Source organism: Photobacterium damselae subsp. damselae (genome assembly GCF_038086725.1).
GTDB lineage: Bacteria > Pseudomonadota > Gammaproteobacteria > Enterobacterales > Vibrionaceae > Photobacterium > Photobacterium damselae.
Genome location: NZ_CP146970.1, coordinates 399,702 through 422,782, shown reverse-complemented (window position 1 = coordinate 422,782; position 23,081 = coordinate 399,702). Strand labels below are relative to the sequence as shown.

The following is a 23,081-nucleotide window of genomic DNA, read 5'->3' as shown; positions in this document are numbered from 1 at the left end:
TAAGAATTACTTATGCGAAATTCAGATAAACAAGAACGCCTAGTTCGTGCTTTTAAAGCTATTCTAAAAGAAGAAAAATTCAGCTCTCAGGGCGAAATTGTCGACGCGTTAAAAGCTCAAGGATTTGACAATATTAACCAGTCTAAAGTATCGCGCATGCTAACTAAGTTTGGTGCGGTACGTACACGCAACGCTAAAATGGAAATGGTGTACTGCCTTCCTATTGAGCTTGGTGTTCCAACAACAACAAGCCCGCTAAAAGAGCTTGTGATGGAAGTGGGCTACAACTCAGCTTTAGTTGTTATTCATACCGGTCCTGGTGCGGCTCAAGTTATCGCTCGTTTGCTTGACTCATTAGGCAAAGCGGAAGGTATTCTTGGTGTTGTTGCTGGTGATGATACGATTTTCATTACTCCAACAAATTCAACAACAACAGAAGAACTGTACGATTCTGTTTGTGAGCTATTTGAATACGCACACTAACTGCTTTGTAGAGGAGGAAACCACTCCTCCTTTACCCTTCCTTTTACTCCCTTCCTTATTTTCAATTTATTAACCTTTTTTTAACTTTTAAGGTTTTTTTGCTATTATTCTGTCCATAAGATCAATTGCGATCTCATACGCTATTTCACATGGAAACGAACCATAATAGGAAGGGACAACAATGGCATTAAAAACACTTATCTCCAGTAGCGCGATTGCTGCAACCCTGTTATTGGCCGGTCAAGCCAGTGCACAAGAGTTTATTACCATAGGTACCGGTTCAGTAACGGGTGTCTATTACCCAACAGGCGGTGCAATCTGCAAACTCGTTAATAAAGATCGAAAAGATCACAATATCCGTTGTTCTGTTGAATCAACGGGGGGATCTATCTATAACATCAATACTCTACGCAGTGGTGAGTTAGACTTTGGAGTGGTTCAGTCGGATTGGCAATATCATGGCTATAACGGTAGCAGTAAGTTTAAAGAACAAGGCCCATATCCAAAACTTCGTGCAGTTTTCTCCATCCATACCGAACCCTTTAACATTATCGCTCGTGCTGATTCTGGCATTAAAACCCTTGCAGATCTTAAAGGGAAACGGGTCAATATAGGTAATCCAGGCTCAGGAGATCGCGCCACTATGGGTGTTGTTATGGATGCCCTAGGCTGGACTGAAAAGGATTTTAAATTAGCTTCTGAGCTAAAAGGTTCTGAGCGTTCGCAAGCCCTGTGCGACAATAAAATTGATGCCTTTATTTACATGGTTGGTCACCCAAATGGTTCGATTAAAGAAGCCACTACATCGTGTAATGCAAAATTGATCCCAGTTACCGGTGAGGCGATCGAAAAGATCATTGCTGATAATCCATATTATACGGCAACGGAAGTTCCGGGCGATATGTACCAAGGTAATGATGATGTAGAAAGCTTTGGTGTGGCTGCAACGCTTGTGACCAGCACCGACGTCTCTGATGATGCAGTTTATGCTTTAACCAAAGCCGTATTTGAAAATTTTGATACATTCAAACGACTCCATCCAGCCTTTGCCCATTTAAAACCTCAAGATATGGTAAAAAACGGTATCTCTATTCCACTACACCCAGGCGCAATTCGCTATTACAAAGAAGCGGGACTACTTCCTAAAGAATAATAAGCCCAAGCGCATACTTAAAAGTGTGCGCTTACTTTTTATCTCGTAGATCTTGTTATAAGCCATAGGATATTGGCTTACTTTCTGCTGCCATCACAAGGATGTTTTGATGAAGACAGAGAAAAATCATACAGCACAACATGTTGAAGACCTAGTCGCTCAGTCCGATACTGGAGCCCGTACCCCATCTGGGTTAGCGGGAAAAATATTACTTTCTATTGCTCTTTGCTGGTCTCTATTTCAACTTTGGTATGCCTCACCTCTTCCCTTTATTTTTAATGTCGGCATTTTTAATGAAACTCAAGCCCGAGCAATCCATCTAAGCTTTGCCATGTTCTTAGCCTTTACGGCTTATCCTGCATTTAAGCACTCAGCGCGAGATCAAATCCCACTACTCGACTGGCTATTTGCTTTTGCAGGAAGTTTTTCTGCATGCTACCTATTTATTTTCTATCAACAATTAGCAGAACGATCTGGAGCGCCAACAACACCTGATATCTATATCGCTTGCACTGGGATGATCCTATTACTTGAAGCCACTCGTCGTGCTTTAGGCCCGCCTTTAATGGTCGTTGCAGCCATTTTTTTAACTTATACCTTTGCCGGTCCTCACATGCCCGATGTCATTGCACATAAAGGGGCAAGCTTAAACAAAGCCATGTCTCACCTTTGGCTCACCACTGAAGGGGTCTATGGCGTCGCATTAGGAGTCTCAACCTCATTTGTTTTCTTGTTTGTGTTATTCGGAGCTATGTTAGAAAAAGCGGGAGCTGGAGCCTATTTTATTAAACTTGCGTTCTCTCTCTTAGGGCATATGAAAGGGGGCCCCGCCAAGGCTGCTGTTGTCGCATCCGGCCTCTCAGGGTTAGTTTCTGGCTCATCGATTGCCAATGTGGTTACAACGGGAACCTTTACTATCCCCTTGATGAAACGAGTCGGTTTTCCAGGTACCAAAGCAGGAGCTGTCGAAGTTGCAGCCTCAACCAACGGTCAATTGACTCCCCCTATTATGGGAGCAGCCGCTTTTTTAATGGTGGAATATGTTGGTATTTCTTATGTCGAAGTGATTAAAGCGGCGATCTTACCTGCTGCTATTTCCTATATCGCACTGCTGTACATCGTCCACTTAGAAGCCTGTAAAGCCAATATGTCAGGGTTACCTCGCAAGCATCAGCCCAGTATGGCTCAAAAGCTACTCTCTTTTATTTTCACTATTTTACTCTTTCTCATACTAAGTGCCGCGGTCTACTACGGTATTGGCTGGACAAAAACAGTATTTGGCGTCTTAGCAAGCCCGATGATTACCGTCGCCTTACTCATTGCTTATGTGCTGCTCGTCAAACTGGCCGCCCGCTATCAAGATCATTTATTAGAAGATCCCAACCAAGAGCTGACCTATGTCCCCGATCCTTTACCAACACTAAAATCCGGGCTTTACTTTTTATTGCCTATTGTTGTTTTAGTTTGGTGTCTCACGGTTGAACGCTTCTCTCCGGGCTTATCTGCGTTTTGGGCAACCGTCTTTATGATCTTTATTTTACTAACGCAAAGACCACTATTGGCACTCTTTACTCAAGAACAAACTCTTTCTCAAGCATTCGCACAAGGAAGCCAAGATCTCATTGCTAGCCTGATATCAGGGGCTCGCAATATGATAGGGATAGGTGTAGCCACAGCGGCGGCAGGAATCATTGTTGGCGTAGTGACATTAACGGGAATTGGTCTAGTTATGACTGATTTTGTTGAGTTTATCTCTGGTGGCAATATCTTATTAATGTTGATATTTACCGCGGTGATCAGTTTAATTTTAGGTATGGGACTGCCAACAACAGCTAACTATATTGTCGTTTCAACATTAATGGCTCCCGTGATCGTAACCCTAGGAGCACAACACGGTTTGATCATTCCGTTGATCGCAGTGCACCTGTTTGTGTTCTATTTTGGTATTTTAGCCGATGATACCCCTCCGGTTGGTTTGGCCGCCTTTGCCGCAGCAGCAATTGCCAAATCAGACCCAATAAAAACCGGTATCCAAGGCTTTACCTATGATATCCGTACTGCGATTTTGCCATTTATGTTTATCTTTAATACTCAGCTGTTATTGCTCAATATCGATTCTTGGTGGCATCTTTTACTTACCGTTATTTCTGCAATCTTAGCCATGCTCACGTTCTCAGTCGCCACTCAAGGGTGGTGGTTAACGAAAACAAAATGGTGGGAAGTTATCGCCCTACTGGTGATTACTTTTTCACTTTTTAGGCCTGGATTTTGGTGGGATCAAATCTATCCAGCAAAACACATTTTACCCGGGAAAAATATTGAGCAAGTCGTTGCAAATCTACCGATAGGCTCACCAATAGAACTGCAAGTCACAGGTATCAATCTCGAAGGAAAAGAAGTCAGTAAACATGTCTTATTACCCTTTGATGATAAAGCAGAAACAGCGCAACAACGAATTCAATCGACCGGATTAAATCTGCGCCAAGAAGAGAACACCATCTGGGTTGATATGGTCGACTTTGCAAGTCCGGCCGAAGCGGTAGGAATTGATTTTGATTGGCAAATTCAATCGATAAGTGTACCAAATCCAAGGCCAATGAAAGAGTGGGTATTTATTCCGGTGCTCTTTATTCTAAGTTTATTGGCTTGGAATCATCGACGTCGAGCTCTTACTATTTAAAGCACCATAATATGGGTAAGAGTATTTGTTAACTGATATAAAAATGGCCCGTTATCGATAATATAACAGGCCATTTTTTATTAGGATGAGAGACTAGGATTGACGATTATCATATCCCCAGCGAGGTACTAACTTTTGCTCAATCTGTAAGTGATCGAGAATTCTTGCCACTATAAAATCAATTAAATCCTCAATCGATTGTGGCTGATGGTAAAACCCCGGTGCGGCGGGCATTATTGTGACGCCCATTTGCGATAGTTTAAGCATATTTTCAAGATGTAAGGTTGAAAATGGAGTCTCTCGTACCACCAGCAGTAATTGCCCGCGCTCTTTTAGTACTACATCCGCAGCACGCTCTAACAAATTGTCAGACATGCCATGAGCTATTGCAGCCACACTCCCAGCAGAACATGGACATACTACCATCTGTTTGGGAGCGGCAGATCCGGAAGCGACCGGCGAGAACCAATCGTCTTTACCACATACATGAAGAAAATGAGCCTCACAAGCGAGATGCTCCACTAATTGAGATTTCGCAATTTCAGGATTGGCAGACAGCTTTAAACCATGTTCGGTTGCCAGCACAACGCGAGCAGCCGATGAGATCAATAAATAGACTTCAAACTCAGCGGCCAACAGTGATTGCAATAACCGTAGACCATAAGGAGCACCAGAGGCTCCGGTCCAGGCTAAAGTAATGCGCTTATCTCTCATGGTTTATCCTTAGCTTCGTGACTATTGTCCTAGTTTAGCCAATAACTTATCGTGAATACCACCAAATCCGCCATTACTCATTACTAAGATAGTATCGCCCTCTTTCGCATGAGCACAGATCTCCGCCACTAAACCATCAAGATCATCATTTGTAAAAGCAGGCTGTGAACACTGATTAGCAATATCGCTAACCGACCATGGAATATTATTTGGCTGGAACAAAAAGACTTCATCTGCTGCCTGCAGCGATGGTGCAAGATCATCTTTATGAACACCCAACTTCATGGTGTTAGAACGAGGCTCAAGCACAGCCAGAATGCGAGCATCATCTCCTACTTTAGCTCGAAGGCCACCTAACGTTAACTCAATAGCGGTTGGATGATGGGCGAAATCGTCATAGACCTTCACTCCATTCACTTCGCCTTTTAATTCCAAGCGGCGTTTAGTGTTAATAAAATTACCCAAAGCTTCACATGCAAGATCTGGGGTCACACCAACATGTCGAGCAGCAGCTATCGCCATTAAAGCATTATTGACATTGTGATCGCCAACCAAAGGCCAATTCACTACGCCAACCTTTTCCCCATCAAGCAAAACAGAAAATTGACTGCCATCAGCCATAAGCTTTTCAGCCTGCCAATGGCCATCACCACCTATGTATTCCAGCTCACTCCAACATCCCATTTCAAGCGTTTCATCTATTGCGGTAACGCCATGAGGAGCAAGGATACGGCCATTACCCGGAACCGTTCGTACCAGATGGTGAAATTGGCGCTGAATCGATTTGAGATCATCAAAAATATCAGCATGATCAAACTCAAGGTTATTCATGATCAGAGTTCGAGGATGGTAATGAACAAACTTAGAACGCTTATCAAAGAAAGCACTGTCATACTCATCCGCTTCGACCACAAAAAACATACTCTCGCCTAAACGCGCCGAAACACCAAAGTTCCCCAATACGCCACCGACTAAAAAGCCTGGGTTATAGCCACAATCTTCTAAGATCCACGCGAGCATACTTGCTGTTGTTGTTTTACCGTGCGTACCCGAAACAGCCATCACCCAGCGGTCATGCAATAAAAACTCTTGTAGCCACTGCGGGCCAGAAGTGTAGCGAAGATTATGATTTAGGACGTATTCAACACATGGGTTGCCACGGCTCATCGCATTACCAATCACAACAAGATCGGGGGCTGGATCCAGTTGACTAGGATCGTAGCCTTGAATAATCTCAATCCCTTGCGATTCCAATAAAGTACTCATCGGTGGATACACATTCGCATCACAGCCCGTTACCTTATGGCCGAGTTGACGAGCAAGAATGGCAGCGCCACCCATAAACGTACCGCAAATACCTAAAATATGGATATGCATATCTGCTATCTCCCTCACAAATCTTGGCATTTTTCACGCTTTTGCGTTACTTCGTTACCATAAAAAAGATCTTTTCATACAATTTGTTATATCTCCAGCGGATAACAATAATGCAGTAAAAGCATGGCTGGAAATACGAGAACATCAAACTGTGAAAACTCAGTGTATCAAAATAAAGTCTATCCTTATTGTACCTGAGATTTCTCCCTTAATGACAATAGGATGCAAGGATTATCTATGTCTGACATTCGAACGCTTGGCGAATTCATTGTTGAAAAACAAAATGATTTTCCCCACGCCAGCGGTGAACTCTCCTCCTTACTAGGCTCAATTAAACTAGCAGCAAAGATCGTTAACCGCGAAATCAATAAAGCCGGTCTTGTTGATATCACAGGAGCCGTGGGTGCTGAAAATATACAAGGAGAGCAGCAACAAAAACTCGATGTCTATGCCAATGACAAATTTAAAGCGGCACTAGAAGCACGAGATCAAGTGTGTGGTGTTGCAAGTGAAGAAGAAGATGAAGCAGTTGCGTTTAACAAAGAGCTTAATCGTAATGCGAAATACGTGGTATTGATGGATCCGTTAGATGGCTCATCTAATATTGATGTTAATGTCTCTGTTGGCACCATCTTCTCTATTTACCGCCGAGTCTCTCCTATTGGCACCCCACCAACCCAAGAAGACTTCCTTCAGCCAGGTCATCAACAAGTTGCGGCAGGATATGTCATCTACGGTTCTTCCACTATGTTGGTCTATACCACAGGAAATGGTGTTCATGGTTTTACCTATGACCCATCTTTGGGCGTATTTTGTCTCTCTCATGAAAATATGCAAATTCCAGTTGATGGCACCATTTACTCCATTAACGAAGGTAACTACATCCGTTTTCCGCAAGGCATTAAACAGTACATTAAGTTCTGCCAAGAGAATAAACCCGAACATAATCGCCCTTATACCTCTCGCTATATCGGCTCTCTCGTCGCAGACTTTCATCGCAACCTATTAAAAGGGGGGATTTATCTCTACCCAAGCACCTTGACTCATCCTAACGGCAAATTGCGATTACTGTATGAGTGCAATCCGATGGCATTTATTGTTGAACAAGCGGGGGGATGTGCATCAGATGGTATCAATCGTATATTAGATCTGAAACCACAAGAACTTCACCAACGTGTACCATTTTTTGTTGGCTCTAAAAATATGGTTAAACAGGTGGAAGACTATCTAGAACGCTATTGCGAATAAAACAAAAAGTCACGCATATTGATACCCAAGAAATTTCAAACCAAGTTTGGAGTGACTTGGGTATCTCCGTTAAGAGTGCTGATATTTTGTTCAACTGTGTTTATAATTCGTAGTAACAATTTTTTAACTCACAGTAAGGAAAGCCAATGAGTTTGAACCACGTCCCAGCTGGACTATCACTGCCAGATGATATTTACGTCATTATTGAAATCCCAGCTAATGCCGATCCTATCAAGTATGAAGTCGATAAAGACAGCGGAGCGCTATTTGTTGACCGATTTATGTCTGCTCCGATGTTTTATCCATGTAATTACGGCTATATCAATCATACTTTATCTTTAGATGGCGATCCGGTTGATGTATTAGTCCCAACCCCATATCCACTTCAACCTGGATCTGTAATACGATGCCGCCCAGTCGGTGTTCTTAAAATGACAGATGAATCCGGTGAAGATGCCAAAGTCATTGCCGTTCCTCATCATAAAGTCAGTAAAGAGTATGAGCACATTCAAGATATTGATGACTTGCCAGCCCTACTAAAAGCACAAATTACTCAGTTTTTTGAACGCTACAAAGAGCTTGAAGTTGGGAAGTGGGTTAAGGTCGATGGTTGGGCTGATGCCGCTGCCGCTAAAGCTGAAATTGAAACCTCTTTTCAGCGCGCTGAGAAAAAATGATGCGTAGAACTATTACCTCGAGTTTCCACTTAAAAACAATGGGAATCCTTTTCTGTGGCTTATTTAGTAGCCAGAATTTATCCGCAAAAGAGGTTACCCCTGCTGAGTTTTGGCAATTAGAGCAAACACCCAATGCAGTCATTGTTGATGTGCGCTCTCCGGCTGAATTTAAGCAAGGGCATTTACCTTCAGCTATGAATATTCCTTTTGATCAAATTGCTCAACTTGAAGCTCAAGTGAAAGAAAAAGATCGTCCAATTCTACTCTATTGCCGTTCTGGCCAACGAGCTCGTATTGCCGAACAACAACTTAATGCCTTAGGTTATCCAAACACCTTTAATGGCATGAGCTATCAGCAACTGTTACAAGCAAAACCGTAAGCGATTTAAATTAGGTTAAAATTAGTTTCAATAAATAAAAAAAGAGCGTCTGGCTTTTCACCACACGCTCTTTTTACTGCTTAGTTCAGCTTAGTTAAATTCAAATTGGTACAGTAAATCTACTGCACTATCAAGCCCAGAAACGGCCTCAACATAAAGGTCCTTCATTAGACGATAGCGCACGGTAAATTCACCGATTGAGTTAAAGATACCAACACCATATTTAACCTGTAAACCAGGTGCGATATAACCACTGATTTGAACCTGAGAATCGTCGCCAGAACCTGCCGTTGATAAACTAAGGTCTTTTACCCCAACAGCTTCGCCAATGTCACCAACTAACTGGCCACTTTGAGCAAGGCCCATACCGATCAGCGCAGTTGTCATCGCATTACCGTTATCAGCATCTTCGCTATCTAAATTACGACCAGTTAAGATGTACGATAAAGCATTTTGCTGTGGCATCGCAGGATCTGAGAAAATCTCAACCTTAGGTGCATCTGCTGAACCAGTTACACGCACACCAGCAATCACATCATCTTCAATATTGTCAGGATCTCGAATCGCTTCAAAAGCAAGATATGGCTGATCAGCGGGTCCGTTAAAGATAATCTGACCTTTACGGATTTGCAGTTCTTGACCAAGAGCACGATAGAACGAACCATCAGTGATATTGATCTCACCGTAAATCATCGGCCCTTTACCTTCTTGGCGAACATTTAGATCACCCGTAAGACCTGCATTTAAACCAAAGGCTTTAAGCTTCATATCATCGCCAATCTTCACCATCACATTGGTACGAATATCAAATGGTGTAGATACTTGCTCTTTCACCGGTTTCAGATCGTTATTTAATAACACCTGATCTTTAGAAACAGATACCGCAGACTTAGGCAATTGATTGACTCGAATACGACCCCAAGGAATTTCCACATTGCCGGTAATATCGGCGCCTTTAGGATTCGCGGTAATACTCAATTCAGGAGAGACTTTCAACGAAACCATAGGAGGTACGCTCACTTGAAGTTCACTACCTTTTACATGAAGCTCAGATTTCCAAGCTGCCATGTTTTGCCAGTCACCCATACCACGCAATAACAACTTACCGTCTGGAGTGAAAATATCACCAGAGAGCTGGGCATTGTAACCATTAAAATCAATCGTAATTTCAGCGTCTTTAATATCAAGCGGAACTTTACGTCCAGTCGCTTGTAATTTATCAACGCTCAATTGACCATTCACTGCAGGGTGTAAAATAGGGCCCGTCACTCGTAAATCAGCATTTACTGCCCCATTAAACTTATGATAGTCCTTAATCACAGGCTCTAAGAAGGCCAGCATAAAGCGATCGAGTTTTACTTGTGCATTGATCTGCTGATTACCTTGCAGATTAGTAATACGAGCTTGACCACTTAAATCACCATTGTCTTTTATTGCAAATAACCAATTCGCATTTAAGACATCATTTTTCATATCAGCATTAAGCGTCACTTTATCCCAAGCAAAGGTTAATGGGCGCTCATCAGGTGAAAAACGTTGATTAACAGAACCTTCAGGTAAAAGCACTTGAGCATTGACCACAGGTGCTTGGTTTGGAGCCCAAGAAGCCGATGCCGTTGCTCCAACACCACCTTTCAATTCGATACCATCAGGAAGATATGGCTTCAACATCTCAAAGTTAATGTTCTTAATTGCTAAATCTGCTTTACCCGATTTACCTGCGGTTAGGTTTTGAGTTAGGCAAATACTAGCTTGACCTTGTTGCCAACAATGGGCTTCAACATTCGCCATCGCTGTTTTTAAGTTATAACCTAAACGCGTTGGATGATTGAGTACCCAATTACCAACAGGGGTTTTGATATTGCCTTTAGATAGCATCCCCTGCCATCCTGTCTCACGATTTAATTGACCTTCAAGAGCGAGGTTGGCACTTACTGGCTCAGCATCAAGGTTAAGCGTTAGAGTATGCTGCTTCTCACTGCCATTAAATAGCACCTTAAGGTCTTTTAACGACATAGTGTCATATTTGCCATTTGCTGCAGTAATGCTTAAATCACCTTGTAATTCAGGCATCGGTTTAATCTGACCTTTAATTGCAAAAGATTGTAGGCTTGCCATCTTCTGCCAACCTAAACCATTACCCTCTAGGTCGATCACCACATTGGGTTCTGCCATCTTGCCAGTTAGCTTAACATCACCCATCACTCGGCCACGTAATCCAGCAAGAGAACGGGAAAGATCAGGCGCATTCACTTGTGCGATCATGTTCCAGTCTTTACCTAAACTGCCTTTTGCTGTTAATCCATTAATACCGTGTTTCAAGGTTAAGCCATCAGTAACAACATTAAGATCACCTTTACCTGACAGATCTTCTGCATTTGCAGAGCCCGCTAAGGTAAACGGTTGTTTCATGATGTTACCGTGAATATCTAATAGTGGTAATTTAGCAAACCATCCACCTTTAGCAGTAAGCCCACCAGATGTCTCTAACTTACCACTGATATTACCATCAGCTTCTGGCCACTGTTTGCCTGGTTGAATACTGTCAAGAGCGATTGCACCTTGCCATTTTACCGTATTTTTCCAGCTGGCTTTCGCATTACCAGAAACAACACCACCAAGCGTTTTAATCGTCAAAGCACTTAAATCAACCTGATTAAGATCGCCTTTACCATTTAGGTCCACATTAACCGTAGGAATAGTCGTACCATTAACATCTGTTTTGGCACTGAAACTGAACCCTTTTAAGCTGCCTTTCGCCTTAATGTTGGTTTTATTAACGTTGTACTCTGCTTTCGTATCAATAGGCCACTGAATGTGATTACTCGATACTTTGACATCAAACGGTAAGTTAGGATCCAACGGTGATAATTGACCTTTCACTAACGCATCGAGCTTACCTTTCAAATTGGCATCAAGTGATAATTTCGCTAATGAACCCGATGCTTTTACGCTCAGTTTATGCCCCTGGAGCGGTTGCATGGCAACTTTAGCATTGGCATCTAACTCAAGGGGATAATCACCTGTTAATGTCACATCCGCATTTGCATTCACACTTGCTTGGGGTGCAATTAACTCCAGTTTACTGATATTAATATTACTTTTTTCAGCTTTTGCTATCAGTTCAAGCAAGCTCACTTTCTGCGGTGTTTCACCATGTAGCTCAAAGTTTTTAATGGTAAATCGCTCAACATCAAACGACATCGGCAACACAACATCTGGCAATACAATCGGTTCAGCTTTAGTTGGAGCACTGCTCTTTGCTTTAGATGAACTTTTTGTTTGAGGCTTAGCTGGCGCTAGTGTTAAATCAACATCTTGCCAATCTGTTGGTTTAAGTGTCACCTTGCTACCAGCCAATTCAGCTGCTGTTGTGAAACTTTTCCATCCAACCTTATTACCCAAAATATCAAGTTTAATGTCATTAAGATGGACATTTTCAATATGAATCGGTAAAGGCATTGATATTTCAGTGACTGGCTCTGAAGGTTGCTCAGGTTCAGTCGATGGTGGAGGTAACTCAGGCATCGCAAAAGTTACCCCATCAACTCCGAGCTCTTTAATACAAATTTCGGGAGTTAACAGGCAGCCATCGTCTAAATTCAATGAGATCTTTTTGGCCAATAACGACATGTTCCCATCATCGTATTGAACATTATTCAAGATCAAGCCATCAAAGAAGCCGCCATCACTACTTTCAATCTTTAGCGCAGGCAGTGCCTTTTGAGCCCCCCATAGCGCAACTTTTACCCCTGCAGGAGTAAACAGCAAGGTTGCTAGCGTTATTACTAAAACCAGCAATATTGCCAGCACAGCAAGAGATATACGTTTTACCCAGATCATAATTCAGGACCTAATGAGAAGTGGAGCTGGAACTTATCTTTTTCTTTATCTAGACCCCAGGCAAAATCAAGGGTGACAGGACCAACAGGAGATGCCCAACGAACGCCAACACCAGCACCGCTCACCCAATCAGGTCTATCATTCCATGCCGAACCATAGTCGTAGAAAATAGCTCCCCACCAATCGCCATAGACACGGTATTGATATTCAAGTGATGATGTTGCCATGTACTTGCCACCAAGCAACTTACCCGCAGAGTCGCGAGGACCCACTGATTCATAACCGTAACCACGAATACTGTTATCACCACCGGCAAAGAAGCGCATAGATGGTGGTACGGTTGCTAAATGATCAGTAAAGACCGCTCCAGCATCTAACCGGAATAAGCCTCGTTGATTCTCACTAAGAGAGCGAATCCATGCTGTTTGACCACGCAAACGAGCGAGACGATGATCAGAACCCAGTGCCGGATCGGTCACTTCAACTGAGAACATTTGACGATCACCCCACGTTGGCATCGCACCACCACGAGTTCGAGTTCTTGAATAAGTCAGACCAGGAATAAGCATATGAGCAACGCCACTTTCAAATTCACCTTGCTTATAGTCTTCATACAACCAACGTAAAGAAGCGACACGTTTCCAGCCAGACTCTAGTTTCCAATGACGCTCTAAACCAGCACTGTACTCTGTACTACGAGTATCATGGTTATCAACATAACGAATACCACCAATCACTTGATAATAATTATTTAGAACATCATCAAGCGGGATCTTATAAGCCGCCTCAATTTTAGGCTGTACTTTCGAGAACTCACTTTTAACAGTAAGGCTATGACCTTTACTGTTGATCCACGGTTTTTTCCAGTTCAGCTTAAAGTTGTATCCCACATCGGTAGAGTAACCCATACCAACTTCAACCTTATTACGAACAGCAGGAGACAGAGCTACATGAATTGGGATTTCATCACCTTTACGCTCATTAACATCACCACCAACAAAGATCGATGAAAACCACCCTACACTAGATAGTCGTTCATTAAACAACCCTAACTTAGAGGCAAGATAAGGCTCATTCTCTTGATATGGAATTAATGAATCTAAACGATCTTGATCAATCTGGCTGCCTTGGAAAAGAGTTTGACCAAAGTTGTAACGCTTACCAGAATCAAAGTGAATGATGATAAAAGCTTCTGCTCGACTTGGAGCAACTTCCATAACACTTTTCGTCATCTCGGCATCAAAGTAGCCTTTTTTCAACGCTAAACTTGATAGAGATGATTTAAATGCTTCGTAATTGCCATGATTGAGTTGATCGCCAATACTTAGGCCACTATTTCTGATCAAAGCAAGAAAGTCAGGGTCATTTGCTGCTGCACCTGTAATTTCAATATCACTTTTCGCAATATGAGTCGCAGTTCCGGCATCAACCGTAATGGTAATATCAATTTCATCACCATCAGGCTTTGCTCGATAATCAATAGATGGTTGGTAATAACCCAGAGCTTGAAGAGCTTGCTTTACTTCATCTTCAACCTGCTCTTGAAAACGTAAGGTGGCACTATAATCTTCCTTTGGAATACCTGACAGATATGCTTCAACATTACTTTCTAACTTACCGTCTAGGCCTTTGATCTTCAAAGATGAAGAGGCATGAGCAGCGGTAGAAAAAGCTAAAGCAAATGCAGTCAAGCTAAGCGGCTTGAAAAACTTTTTCATGTCCAATGAGCTTCTTATTATGGAATGGTGGATTTTTATTTAGGATCTTGTGCATTTTGACAAAGTACAACTACGCTGCCAATAAGTTGGCGCTGAAAAAATTTGAATATGCCTACCAAGCTCTCACTAACACACATATTCAACATTTATCAAAATAATACATACCCACAAAGATATAGATTAGAACAACTATAGAGATAGGGAGAAACTACAATAAATAAATGAGAGCAGTCTCTAGAAGATCGTTTAATTATACAAGAGCCAAATCAACAGCTAACGCATCAATATGACGGTTCACTTCAGAAAGCGTATTTAGCGCCTGTATATTATGGTGTTCCGCTGGAAGTAAGCGCCCCTTATCAAATTCAAAAGCTCCTACGCCCCAAATAAAAACTCGACCTCTGAAATATTTTTTCACATGACGAGCAACTTGAATCGGCCTATATTGCTTAAAAATTCGTAACATTATTGCCTCCAGACTTGATGTAAGGTTAAGACAATCAACGAGCGACTTGGTTTCGACTCTTCATCAAAGAACTAGCAAATTTCTTGCCAGTCAACTTTCTCTAAATCTAAAAAATCAAGTATTCTTAAGATGTTAACTATTCATTTGCGAAACTATATCAATATTAATTGGTCAAAGTGTCAACAAAAAGCAATTATAGATAACAGCGATTTATCTCCCAGTGATTTTTTAACAACTGGATATATAAAAACATATGGAAATTAATATGATGAACAAGAAGCCCCTAGCCCTTTTATTTTTAACTTTACTCTCAAGCTCTGTAAGTGCTCACAATTTAAAATTGGGTGAATCACTTCCACAAGTAAAAGTGCAAGATAAAGGTGAAATCGTCCTAAATAAAAAAGACGATATTTATTATCAGTCATGGAGCACACAAAAACTTGCAGGAAAGGTTCACATTATTCAAGCTATTGCAGGAAGAAGCTCAGCTAAAGAGATGAATGCCTCTGTAGTCAGTGCAATTACCCAAGCTAAATTCCCAGCAGATAAGTATCAAACTATCACCATTATTAACCAAGATGATTCCATTTGGGGCACGGGAAGCTTAGTCAAATCATCAGCAGAAGATAGCAAAAAAGAATTCCCCTGGTCATCTCTCGTGCTAGATGCTAAAGGAAAAGTACAACAAAGCTGGCAATTAGAAAAAGATAATTCAGCCATTATTGTTATCGATAAAGCCGGTAAAGTATTATTTGCTCAAGAAGGTAAATTATCACCACAACAAGTCACTAAAGTAATTGAGCTAACTAAAGCAAATCTGTAACCAAGATCTCAGAGGTAGCCAAATCATCTGGCTGCCTCTATGATTTTTTAGCCAAAAGATTAAGATCCCAAACGGTTCATTACTCTAAGCTGACAGTAATTAAAATATGGATAACTTACCATTTGCTCGAACTTCCTCGTCTCTCATTTCAAGTAAACAACGTATCGAGCGCCTAGCGAAACAAAACTATATAGCTGAATTAATCAATAGTTCTGAGCTGTCTTTAATTGAACGTTTAGAGCATCGAGAACGATACCTAGCGCAAAGTAAACAAAATAACTTAGAGCAAATAATAAAGCTTGCTCACAGCTATGCCGGTGAAGAAAACTCACGGGAACTTGATATCGATTGGTGGCATCATTACTTACAGCTAGCACAAGATATTTATAGCCCGCAAATGCAAAAAGTATGGGCAAAAGCTTTAATCCAAGAAACTCTGAATCCTCATACCATCAGTCTAAAAGCATTACAAACCTTGGCGCAATTAACTCACTATGAGCTTGCTATATTTAAAAAAACCCTCAACATATGCTGGCAACTAGGAAAGCAAGACAACAACAGTAAACTGTTAAGCCAAGTAGTAATCACTAACAAAAGACTTTTTTCAAACCAGTATCTAGAAATTGATTTGTTGCCCAACACACTTACAGTATCTATGTTAATGATTTTGATGGAAGCTGGGTTATTACTTAAAACAGAACTATCAACTAAAGCCATTGCTAAAAATAGTGCATTAACATTATCGAAAGGTCAGCATACTTATCAATTATTGAGTCTAAAAACAAAAAGTACATTCAGTTATTATCGACTTAGTATTATCGGACAAGAGCTCGAACACCTTTTAGGAGACCATGATAATTCAGGCTACCGCAAAAATATTATTGATACTTTAAGCCGACACTTTCAAATCGAATCCGATAAGCACATATAACAATCATCTAGGTAAACATATCTTAATCAGGTACTTATTACCCGACTTAGCTATGTATGAAAACGAATAAGATAAAACACAAACTTTACTCAAATGTAGAAAAGCCCAAGTCTTTGGACTCGGGCTTTCTCTAAACAAATGGCGGAGCGGACGGGACTGCTATACCGAACATCAGCGCGCCCCCCGACGTGACAGGCCGGCTTGCTCTTAAACAAAAAGCAAACCAACTGTTCTACTGGTCAGCTTTTATCTATTTTTATTTCTCAAGCATGTAACGAAAAAAGCCTGATTCTTTTGAATCAGGCTTTTCTAAATAAGTGGCGGAGCGGACGGGACTGCTATACCGAACATCAGCGCGCCCCTCGGCGTGACAGGCCAACTTGCTCTTAAACAAAAAGCAAACCAACTGAACTACCGCTCAACTTCCATCTATCTTTTATTTCTAAAGTATATAACGAAAAAAAGCCTGACTCTTTCGAATCAGGCTTTTCCTAAATAAGTGGCGGAGCGGACGGGACTGCTATACCGAACATCAGCACGCCCCCCTGCGTGACAGGCTGGCTTGCTCTTAAACAAAAAGCAAACCAACTGAACTACCGCTCAACTTCCATCTATCTTTTATTTATAAAGCATGTAACGAAAAAAGCCTGACTCTTTCGAATCAGGCTTTTCTAAATAAGTGGCGGAGCGGACGGGACTCGAACCCGCGACCCCCGGCGTGACAGGCCGGTATTCTAACCAACTGAACTACCGCTCCACTCAAACTACCGTATGTTCAGTACGATAGTTTAAATTTGGCGCTTGGCGATGTCCTACTCTCACATGGGGAGACCCCACACTACCATCGGCGCTGCTGCGTTTCACTTCTGAGTTCGGCATGGATTCAGGTGGGACCACAGCGCTAAGGTCGCCAAGCAAATTCTTTTTCGTTACGAGTGTCGAGATTTCTCGATACGAGACTCCTAACGTTACAATCTTAAAAACTGACTATCGCGATACTCGATAACTCGATTCTCGCGGTCTCAAACTTACATTCAAGTGTTTGTGGAGTCCGATAAAACCCCTTGGGTGTTGTATGGTTAAGCCTCACGGGCAATTAGTACAGGTTAGCTCAACGCCTCACAGCGCTTACACACCCTGCCTATCTACGTCGTAGTCTCCAACAACCCTTTAGGATACTTATAGTATCAGGGATGACTCATCTTGAGGCTCGCTTCCCGCTTAGATGCTTTCAGCGGTTATCGATTCCGAACTTAGCTACCGGGCAATGCGTCTGGCGACACAACCCGAACACCAGAGGTTCGTCCACTCCGGTCCTCTCGTACTAGGAGCAGCCCCTCTCAATCATCCAACGCCCACGGCAGATAGGGACCGAACTGTCTCACGACGTTCTAAACCCAGCTCGCGTACCACTTTAAATGGCGAACAGCCATACCCTTGGGACCGACTTCAGCCCCAGGATGTGATGAGCCGACATCGAGGTGCCAAACACCGCCGTCGATATGAACTCTTGGGCGGTATCAGCCTGTTATCCCCGGAGTACCTTTTATCCGTTGAGCGATGGCCCTTCCATACAGAACCACCGGATCACTATGACCTGCTTTCGCACCTGCTCGAACCGTCATTCTCGCAGTTAAGCGGGCTTATGCCATTGCACTAACCTCACGATGTCCGACCGTGATTAGCCCACCTTCGTGCTCCTCCGTTACTCTTTGGGAGGAGACCGCCCCAGTCAAACTACCCACCAGGCACTGTCCTCACCCCAGATGATGGGGCCAAGTTAGAACATCAACACTACAAGGGTGGTATTTCAAGGACGACTCCACGCAAACTGGCGTCTGCGTTTCAAAGTCTCCCACCTATCCTACACATGTAGGGTCAATGTTCAGTGCCAAGCTGTAGTAAAGGTTCACGGGGTCTTTCCGTCTAGCCGCGGGTACGCTGCATCTTCACAGCGATTTCAATTTCACTGAGTCTCGGGTGGAGACAGCGTGGCCATCATTACGCCATTCGTGCAGGTCGGAACTTACCCGACAAGGAATTTCGCTACCTTAGGACCGTTATAGTTACGGCCGCCGTTTACCGGGGCTTCGATCAAGAGCTTCGACTTACGTCTAACCCCATCAATTAACCTTCCGGCACCGGGCAGGCGTCACACCGTATACGTCATCTTTCGATTTTGCACAGTGCTGTGTTTTTAATAAACAGTTGCAGCCACCTGGTATCTGCGACTCTCGACAGCTCCATCCGCGAGGGACTTCACCATTAAGAGCGTACCTTCTCCCGAAGTTACGGTACCATTTTGCCTAGTTCCTTCACCCGAGTTCTCTCAAGCGCCTTGGTATTCTCTACCCGACCACCTGTGTCGGTTTGGGGTACGATTTCTTACTATCTGAAGCTTAGAGGCTTTTCCCGGAAGCATGGCATCAATGACTTCGCTACCGTAGTAGCTCGACATCGTATCTCAGTGTTAATGATGAACCGGATTTGCCTAATTCATCCACCTACGTACTTGGACCTGGACAACCGTCGCCAGGCTCACCTAGCCTTCTCCGTCCCCCCATCGCAATAGTAAGAAGTACGGGAATATTAACCCGTTTCCCATCGACTACGCCTTTCGGCCTCGCCTTAGGGGTCGACTCACCCTGCCCCGATTAACGTTGGACAGGAACCCTTGGTCTTCCGGCGAGGGAGTTTTTCACTCCCTTTGTCGTTACTCATGTCAGCATTCGCACTTCTGATACCTCCAGCATGCTTTACAACACACCTTCAACGGCTTACAGAACGCTCCCCTACCCAATGTGCAAAGCACATTGCCGCAGCTTCGGTGTATAGCTTAGCCCCGTTAAATCTTCCGCGCAGGCCGACTCGACCAGTGAGCTATTACGCTTTCTTTAAATGATGGCTGCTTCTAAGCCAACATCCTGGCTGTCTGAGCCTTCCCACATCGTTTCCCACTTAGCTATAACTTTGGGACCTTAGCTGGCGGTCTGGGTTGTTTCCCTCTTCACGACGGACGTTAGCACCCGCCGTGTGTCTCCCGGATAGTACTTACTGGTATTCGGAGTTTGCAAAGGGTTGGTAAGTCGGGATGACCCCCTAGCCTTAACAGTGCTCTACCCCCAGTAGTATTCGTCCGAGGCGCTACCTAAATAGCTTTCGGGGAGAACCAGCTATCTCCGAGTTTGATTGGCCTTTCACCCCTAGCCACAAGTCATCCGCTAATTTTTCAACATTAGTCGGTTCGGTCCTCCAATTGATGTTACTCAATCTTCAACCTGCCCATGGCTAGATCACTCGGTTTCGGGTCTAATCCTAGCAACTATGACGCCCAGTTAAGACTCGGTTTCCCTACGGCTCCCCTAGATGGTTAACCTTGCTACTAAAATTAAGTCGCTGACCCATTATACAAAAGGTACGCAGTCACAGGACTAGGCCTGCTCCTACTGCTTGTACGTACACGGTTTCAGGTTCTATTTCACTCCCCTCACAGGGGTACTTTTCGCCTTTCCCTCACGGTACTGGTTCACTATCGGTCAGTCAGGAGTATTTAGCCTTGGAGGATGGTCCCCCCATATTCAGACAGGATAACACGTGTCCCGTCCTACTCGATTTCACTGATAATGCGCTGTTGGTTACGGGGCTATCACCCTTTATTGCCATGCTTTCCAGCATGTTCACCTAACGCAAGATTAGCTTAAGGGCTAATCCGGTTTCGCTCGCCGCTACTGCCGGAATCTCGGTTAATTTCTCTTCCTCGGGGTACTTAGATGTTTCAGTTCCCCCGGTTCGCCTCACAATGCTATGAATTCACATTGAGATAACTGCTTATGCAGTTGGGTTTCCCCATTCGGAAATCGTAGACTCAAGTGGCTCTTACTGCCTCATCTACGCTTATCGCAAGTTAGTACGTCCTTCATCGCCTCTGACTGCCCAGGCATCCACCGTGTACGCTTAGTCACTTAACCATACAACCCCAAGAGGTTTCGTATGGCTCAACAACCAAGGTTTTTATGTTTTCGCCGGACTCTTACACAAGACACTTGAATGTGTTTGTTTTGAGAACTCGTTTTTATCTTTCGATAAAAACTTAAAATAAATCAATCATTCGATTGAATTTACTAGTCAGCTTTCCAGATTGTTAAAGAGCATTGTGTTTCTTTCGAACCACTTCTTAAAGACACTCGATAGTGTGTTTAAGAAGTGGTGGAGCTATGCGGGATCGAACCGCAGACCTCCTGCGTGCAAGGCAGGCGCTCTCCCAGCTGAGCTATAACCCCATCGAAACAAAAGACTTAACCATCACTTTCTCTGGGAGAGAAAGTGGTGGGTCTGAGTGGACTCGAACCACCGACCTCACCCTTATCAGGGGTGCGCTCTAACCACCTGAGCTACAGACCCAAGTCTTTTTGCGTTCTTTACTATTAACCAAGCAATCTGTGTGGACACTGCGTAAAACGCAGTCTTTTTTGTAAGGAGGTGATCCAGCCCCAGGTTCCCCTAGGGCTACCTTGTTACGACTTCACCCCAGTCATGAACCACACCGTGGTAAACGCCCTCCCGAAGGTTAAGCTATCTACTTCTGGTGCAGCCCACTCCCATGGTGTGACGGGCGGTGTGTACAAGGCCCGGGAACGTATTCACCGTGGCATTCTGATCCACGATTACTAGCGATTCCGACTTCACGGAGTCGAGTTGCAGACTCCGATCCGGACTACGACATACTTTCTGGGATTCGCTCCACCTCGCGGTCTTGCTGCCCTCTGTATATGCCATTGTAGCACGTGTGTAGCCCTACTCGTAAGGGCCATGATGACTTGACGTCGTCCCCACCTTCCTCCGGTTTATCACCGGCAGTCTCCCTGGAGTTCCCACCCGAAGTGCTGGCAAACAAGGATAAGGGTTGCGCTCGTTGCGGGACTTAACCCAACATTTCACAACACCGAGCTGACGACAGCCATGCAGCACCTGTCTCAGAGTTCCCGAAGGCACACTCGAATCTCTTCAAGCTTCTCTGGATGTCAAGAGTAGGTAAGGTTCTTCGCGTTGCATCGAATTAAACCACATGCTCCACCGCTTGTGCGGGCCCCCGTCAATTCATTTGAGTTTTAATCTTGCGACCGTACTCCCCAGGCGGTCTACTTAACGCGTTAGCTCCGAAAGCCACGGCTCAAGGCCACAACCTCCAAGTAGACATCGTTTACGGCGTGGACTACCAGGGTATCTAATCCTGTTTGCTCCCCACGCTTTCGCATCTGAGCGTCAGTCTTTGTCCAGGGGGCCGCCTTCGCCACTGGTATTCCTTCAGATCTCTACGCATTTCACCGCTACACCTGAAATTCTACCCCCTCTACAAGACTCTAGCCTGCCAGTTTCAAATGCAATTCCGAGGTTAAGCCCCGGGCTTTCACATCTGACTTAACAGGCCGCCTGCATGCGCTTTACGCCCAGTAATTCCGATTAACGCTCGCACCCTCCGTATTACCGCGGCTGCTGGCACGGAGTTAGCCGGTGCTTCTTCTGTAGGTAACGTCAAATAATGCAGGTGTTAACTGCACTACCTTCCTCCCTACTGAAAGTGCTTTACAACCCGAAGGCCTTCTTCACACACGCGGCATGGCTGCATCAGGGTTTCCCCCATTGTGCAATATTCCCCACTGCTGCCTCCCGTAGGAGTCTGGACCGTGTCTCAGTTCCAGTGTGGCTGATCATCCTCTCAGACCAGCTAGGGATCGTAGCCTTGGTGAGCCATTACCTCACCAACAAGCTAATCCCACCTGGGCTAATCCTGACGCGAGAGGCCCGAAGGTCCCCCTCTTTGCTCCGAAGAGATTATGCGGTATTAGCTATCGTTTCCAATAGTTATCCCCCACATCAGGGCATATTCCCAGGCATTACTCACCCGTCCGCCGCTCGCCGCCCTTAACGTTCCCCGAAGGTTCAGTTAAGTCGCTGCCGCTCGACTTGCATGTGTTAGGCCTGCCGCCAGCGTTCAATCTGAGCCATGATCAAACTCTTCAATTAAAGTTTTGTTGTATCTAACGATACGGCTCAATGAATACTGTTAATTCATCATAAATGATGAATGAATTGACTGTGCTGATACCGAAGTATCAATTTGGTCACTCAGTTTCATTGATTAAATCTTTTAGACTAAATCATTTCACGAGTGCCCACACAGATTGCATGGTCAAATTGTTAAAGAACGTTGACTATTCAATGCCTTAGCGTTTTATGCTTCAGCAAGTCAGGTGGCGTATAATACGCTTTTCTGATATTCAGTCAAGATAAAATTTTCAACTTTTTCACCAAGTGATTAAAAAGTAAAAACCTTATATTGACGTCGCTCACATTCCAATCAGTGGGAGCGAAATAAAAGCCCGCTCAGCAAAGCGGGCTTTCAAAATGGGCGCTTGGCGATGTCCTACTCTCACATGGGGAGACCCCACACTACCATCGGCGATGCTGCGTTTCACTTCTGAGTTCGGCATGGATTCAGGTGGGACCACAGCGCTAAGGTCGCCAAGCAAATTCTTTTTCGTTACGAGTGTCGAGATTTCTCGATACGAGACTCCTAACGTTACAATC

Annotated in this window: 13 protein-coding genes, 3 tRNA genes and 4 rRNA genes; 8 read left to right on the top strand and 12 right to left on the bottom strand. The window is 43.9% G+C overall.

The annotated features are described in order from the left end of the window. Positions 1–12 precede the first annotated feature (12 nt). The 3 genes from argR (at position 13) to WAX86_RS02025 (ending at position 4,316) form a co-directional block, all read left to right on the top strand. Positions 13–483 carry a transcriptional regulator ArgR gene (gene argR / locus WAX86_RS02035; protein ID WP_005301489.1) on the top strand — a complete coding sequence of 157 codons (471 nt, stop codon included), beginning with the start codon at positions 13–15 and terminating at the stop codon, positions 481–483. A 181-nt stretch (positions 484–664) separates the two neighbouring features. Then, positions 665–1,636, top strand: a complete 972-nt coding sequence (locus WAX86_RS02030) for a TAXI family TRAP transporter solute-binding subunit (RefSeq protein WP_068945567.1) — start codon at positions 665–667, stop codon at positions 1,634–1,636. A gap of 109 nt (positions 1,637–1,745) precedes the next feature. Continuing rightward, positions 1,746–4,316, top strand: coding sequence for a TRAP transporter permease (locus WAX86_RS02025; protein ID WP_341489029.1), 2,571 nt, complete (start codon positions 1,746–1,748; stop codon positions 4,314–4,316). 93 nt (positions 4,317–4,409) lie between these two features. Here WAX86_RS02025 and WAX86_RS02020 read toward each other — a convergent pair whose 3' ends face one another. Further along, positions 4,410–5,030, bottom strand: coding sequence for a flavin prenyltransferase UbiX (locus tag WAX86_RS02020; RefSeq protein WP_341489028.1), 621 nt, complete (start codon positions 5,028–5,030; stop codon positions 4,410–4,412). Positions 5,031–5,051: 21 nt separating this feature from the next. Then, positions 5,052–6,407, bottom strand: a complete 1,356-nt coding sequence (gene mpl, locus WAX86_RS02015; RefSeq protein WP_069530618.1) for a UDP-N-acetylmuramate:L-alanyl-gamma-D-glutamyl-meso-diaminopimelate ligase — start codon at positions 6,405–6,407, stop codon at positions 5,052–5,054. A gap of 237 nt (positions 6,408–6,644) precedes the next feature. On the opposite strand from mpl, the gene fbp reads away from it, so the two are divergent. From fbp to WAX86_RS02000, 3 genes are all read left to right on the top strand, one after another. Beyond that, the gene (gene fbp / locus WAX86_RS02010) at positions 6,645–7,655 is read left to right on the top strand and encodes a class 1 fructose-bisphosphatase (protein ID WP_044176934.1); all 1,011 of its coding nucleotides are present in this window, start codon (positions 6,645–6,647) and stop codon (positions 7,653–7,655) included. 146 nt (positions 7,656–7,801) lie between these two features. Then, positions 7,802–8,332 carry an inorganic diphosphatase gene (gene ppa, locus WAX86_RS02005; RefSeq protein WP_065170810.1) on the top strand — a complete coding sequence of 177 codons (531 nt, stop codon included), beginning with the start codon at positions 7,802–7,804 and terminating at the stop codon, positions 8,330–8,332. Beyond that, positions 8,329–8,712, top strand: coding sequence for a rhodanese-like domain-containing protein (locus WAX86_RS02000; protein WP_237031164.1), 384 nt, complete (start codon positions 8,329–8,331; stop codon positions 8,710–8,712). The genes ppa and WAX86_RS02000 overlap by 4 nt, the downstream gene beginning before the upstream one ends. 90 nt (positions 8,713–8,802) lie before the next feature. Here the strand turns inward: WAX86_RS02000 and WAX86_RS01995 are convergent, their stop codons facing one another. The 3 genes from WAX86_RS01995 to WAX86_RS01985 form a co-directional block, all read right to left on the bottom strand. Beyond that, complete coding sequence (locus tag WAX86_RS01995; RefSeq protein WP_341489027.1) at positions 8,803–12,555, bottom strand: translocation/assembly module TamB domain-containing protein; 3,753 nt, start codon at positions 12,553–12,555, stop codon at positions 8,803–8,805. Next, a complete protein-coding gene (locus WAX86_RS01990) occupies positions 12,552–14,273 on the bottom strand; it encodes an autotransporter assembly complex family protein (protein WP_341489026.1) in 1,722 nt (573 codons plus the stop codon). Before WAX86_RS01990 ends, WAX86_RS01995 begins: the two co-directional genes overlap by 4 nt. 250 nt (positions 14,274–14,523) lie before the next feature. Continuing rightward, entirely contained in the window at positions 14,524–14,739 is a 216-nt protein-coding gene (locus tag WAX86_RS01985) for a DUF1107 domain-containing protein (protein ID WP_036764477.1), read from the bottom strand. Between the two features lie 268 nt (positions 14,740–15,007). On the opposite strand from WAX86_RS01985, the gene WAX86_RS01980 reads away from it, so the two are divergent. Together WAX86_RS01980 and WAX86_RS01975 are read left to right on the top strand one after the other, a co-directional pair. After that, positions 15,008–15,562, top strand: a complete 555-nt coding sequence (locus WAX86_RS01980; RefSeq protein WP_188008348.1) for a YtfJ family protein — start codon at positions 15,008–15,010, stop codon at positions 15,560–15,562. A 106-nt stretch (positions 15,563–15,668) separates the two neighbouring features. Beyond that, positions 15,669–16,493: a TIGR03899 family protein gene (locus WAX86_RS01975; RefSeq protein WP_341489025.1), complete on the top strand. Its 825-nt coding sequence runs from the start codon at positions 15,669–15,671 to the stop codon at positions 16,491–16,493. 680 nt (positions 16,494–17,173) lie between these two features. On the opposite strand, the gene WAX86_RS01970 is transcribed toward WAX86_RS01975, so the two are convergent. From WAX86_RS01970 to rrf (WAX86_RS01940), 7 genes are all read right to left on the bottom strand, one after another. Next, positions 17,174–17,250 (bottom strand) — tRNA-Asp (locus tag WAX86_RS01970). A 42-nt stretch (positions 17,251–17,292) separates the two neighbouring features. Further along, positions 17,293–17,408: ribosomal RNA gene (gene rrf, locus WAX86_RS01965) — 5S ribosomal RNA — on the bottom strand. A 160-nt stretch (positions 17,409–17,568) separates the two neighbouring features. Further along, a 23S ribosomal RNA gene (locus tag WAX86_RS01960) occupies positions 17,569–20,461 on the bottom strand. Positions 20,462–20,697: 236 nt separating this feature from the next. Next, positions 20,698–20,773: transfer RNA gene (locus tag WAX86_RS01955), tRNA-Ala, on the bottom strand. Between the two features lie 44 nt (positions 20,774–20,817). Beyond that, positions 20,818–20,894: transfer RNA gene (locus WAX86_RS01950), tRNA-Ile, on the bottom strand. Between the two features lie 71 nt (positions 20,895–20,965). Further along, positions 20,966–22,517: ribosomal RNA gene (locus tag WAX86_RS01945) — 16S ribosomal RNA — on the bottom strand. A 387-nt stretch (positions 22,518–22,904) separates the two neighbouring features. After that, positions 22,905–23,020, bottom strand: a 5S ribosomal RNA gene (rrf, locus tag WAX86_RS01940). The 16S, 23S and 5S rRNA genes sit together here with 3 tRNA genes alongside, the layout of an rRNA operon. Positions 23,021–23,081: the final 61 nt, after the last annotated feature.

Excerpts from the sequence above, each read along its gene's own strand:
- argR (WP_005301489.1), top strand. The coding sequence starts at position 13 with ATGCGAAATTCAGATAAACAAGAACGCCTAGTTCGTGCTTTTAAAGCT.
- WAX86_RS02030 (WP_068945567.1), top strand. The coding sequence starts at position 665 with ATGGCATTAAAAACACTTATCTCCAGTAGCGCGATTGCTGCAACCCTG.
- WAX86_RS02025 (WP_341489029.1), top strand. The coding sequence starts at position 1,746 with ATGAAGACAGAGAAAAATCATACAGCACAACATGTTGAAGACCTAGTC.
- WAX86_RS02020 (WP_341489028.1), bottom strand. The coding sequence starts at position 5,030 with ATGAGAGATAAGCGCATTACTTTAGCCTGGACCGGAGCCTCTGGTGCT.
- mpl (WP_069530618.1), bottom strand. The coding sequence starts at position 6,407 with ATGCATATCCATATTTTAGGTATTTGCGGTACGTTTATGGGTGGCGCT.
- fbp (WP_044176934.1), top strand. The coding sequence starts at position 6,645 with ATGTCTGACATTCGAACGCTTGGCGAATTCATTGTTGAAAAACAAAAT.
- ppa (WP_065170810.1), top strand. The coding sequence starts at position 7,802 with ATGAGTTTGAACCACGTCCCAGCTGGACTATCACTGCCAGATGATATT.
- WAX86_RS02000 (WP_237031164.1), top strand. The coding sequence starts at position 8,329 with ATGATGCGTAGAACTATTACCTCGAGTTTCCACTTAAAAACAATGGGA.
- WAX86_RS01995 (WP_341489027.1), bottom strand. The coding sequence starts at position 12,555 with ATGATCTGGGTAAAACGTATATCTCTTGCTGTGCTGGCAATATTGCTG.
- WAX86_RS01990 (WP_341489026.1), bottom strand. The coding sequence starts at position 14,273 with ATGAAAAAGTTTTTCAAGCCGCTTAGCTTGACTGCATTTGCTTTAGCT.
- WAX86_RS01985 (WP_036764477.1), bottom strand. The coding sequence starts at position 14,739 with ATGTTACGAATTTTTAAGCAATATAGGCCGATTCAAGTTGCTCGTCAT.
- WAX86_RS01980 (WP_188008348.1), top strand. The coding sequence starts at position 15,008 with ATGAACAAGAAGCCCCTAGCCCTTTTATTTTTAACTTTACTCTCAAGC.
- WAX86_RS01975 (WP_341489025.1), top strand. The coding sequence starts at position 15,669 with ATGGATAACTTACCATTTGCTCGAACTTCCTCGTCTCTCATTTCAAGT.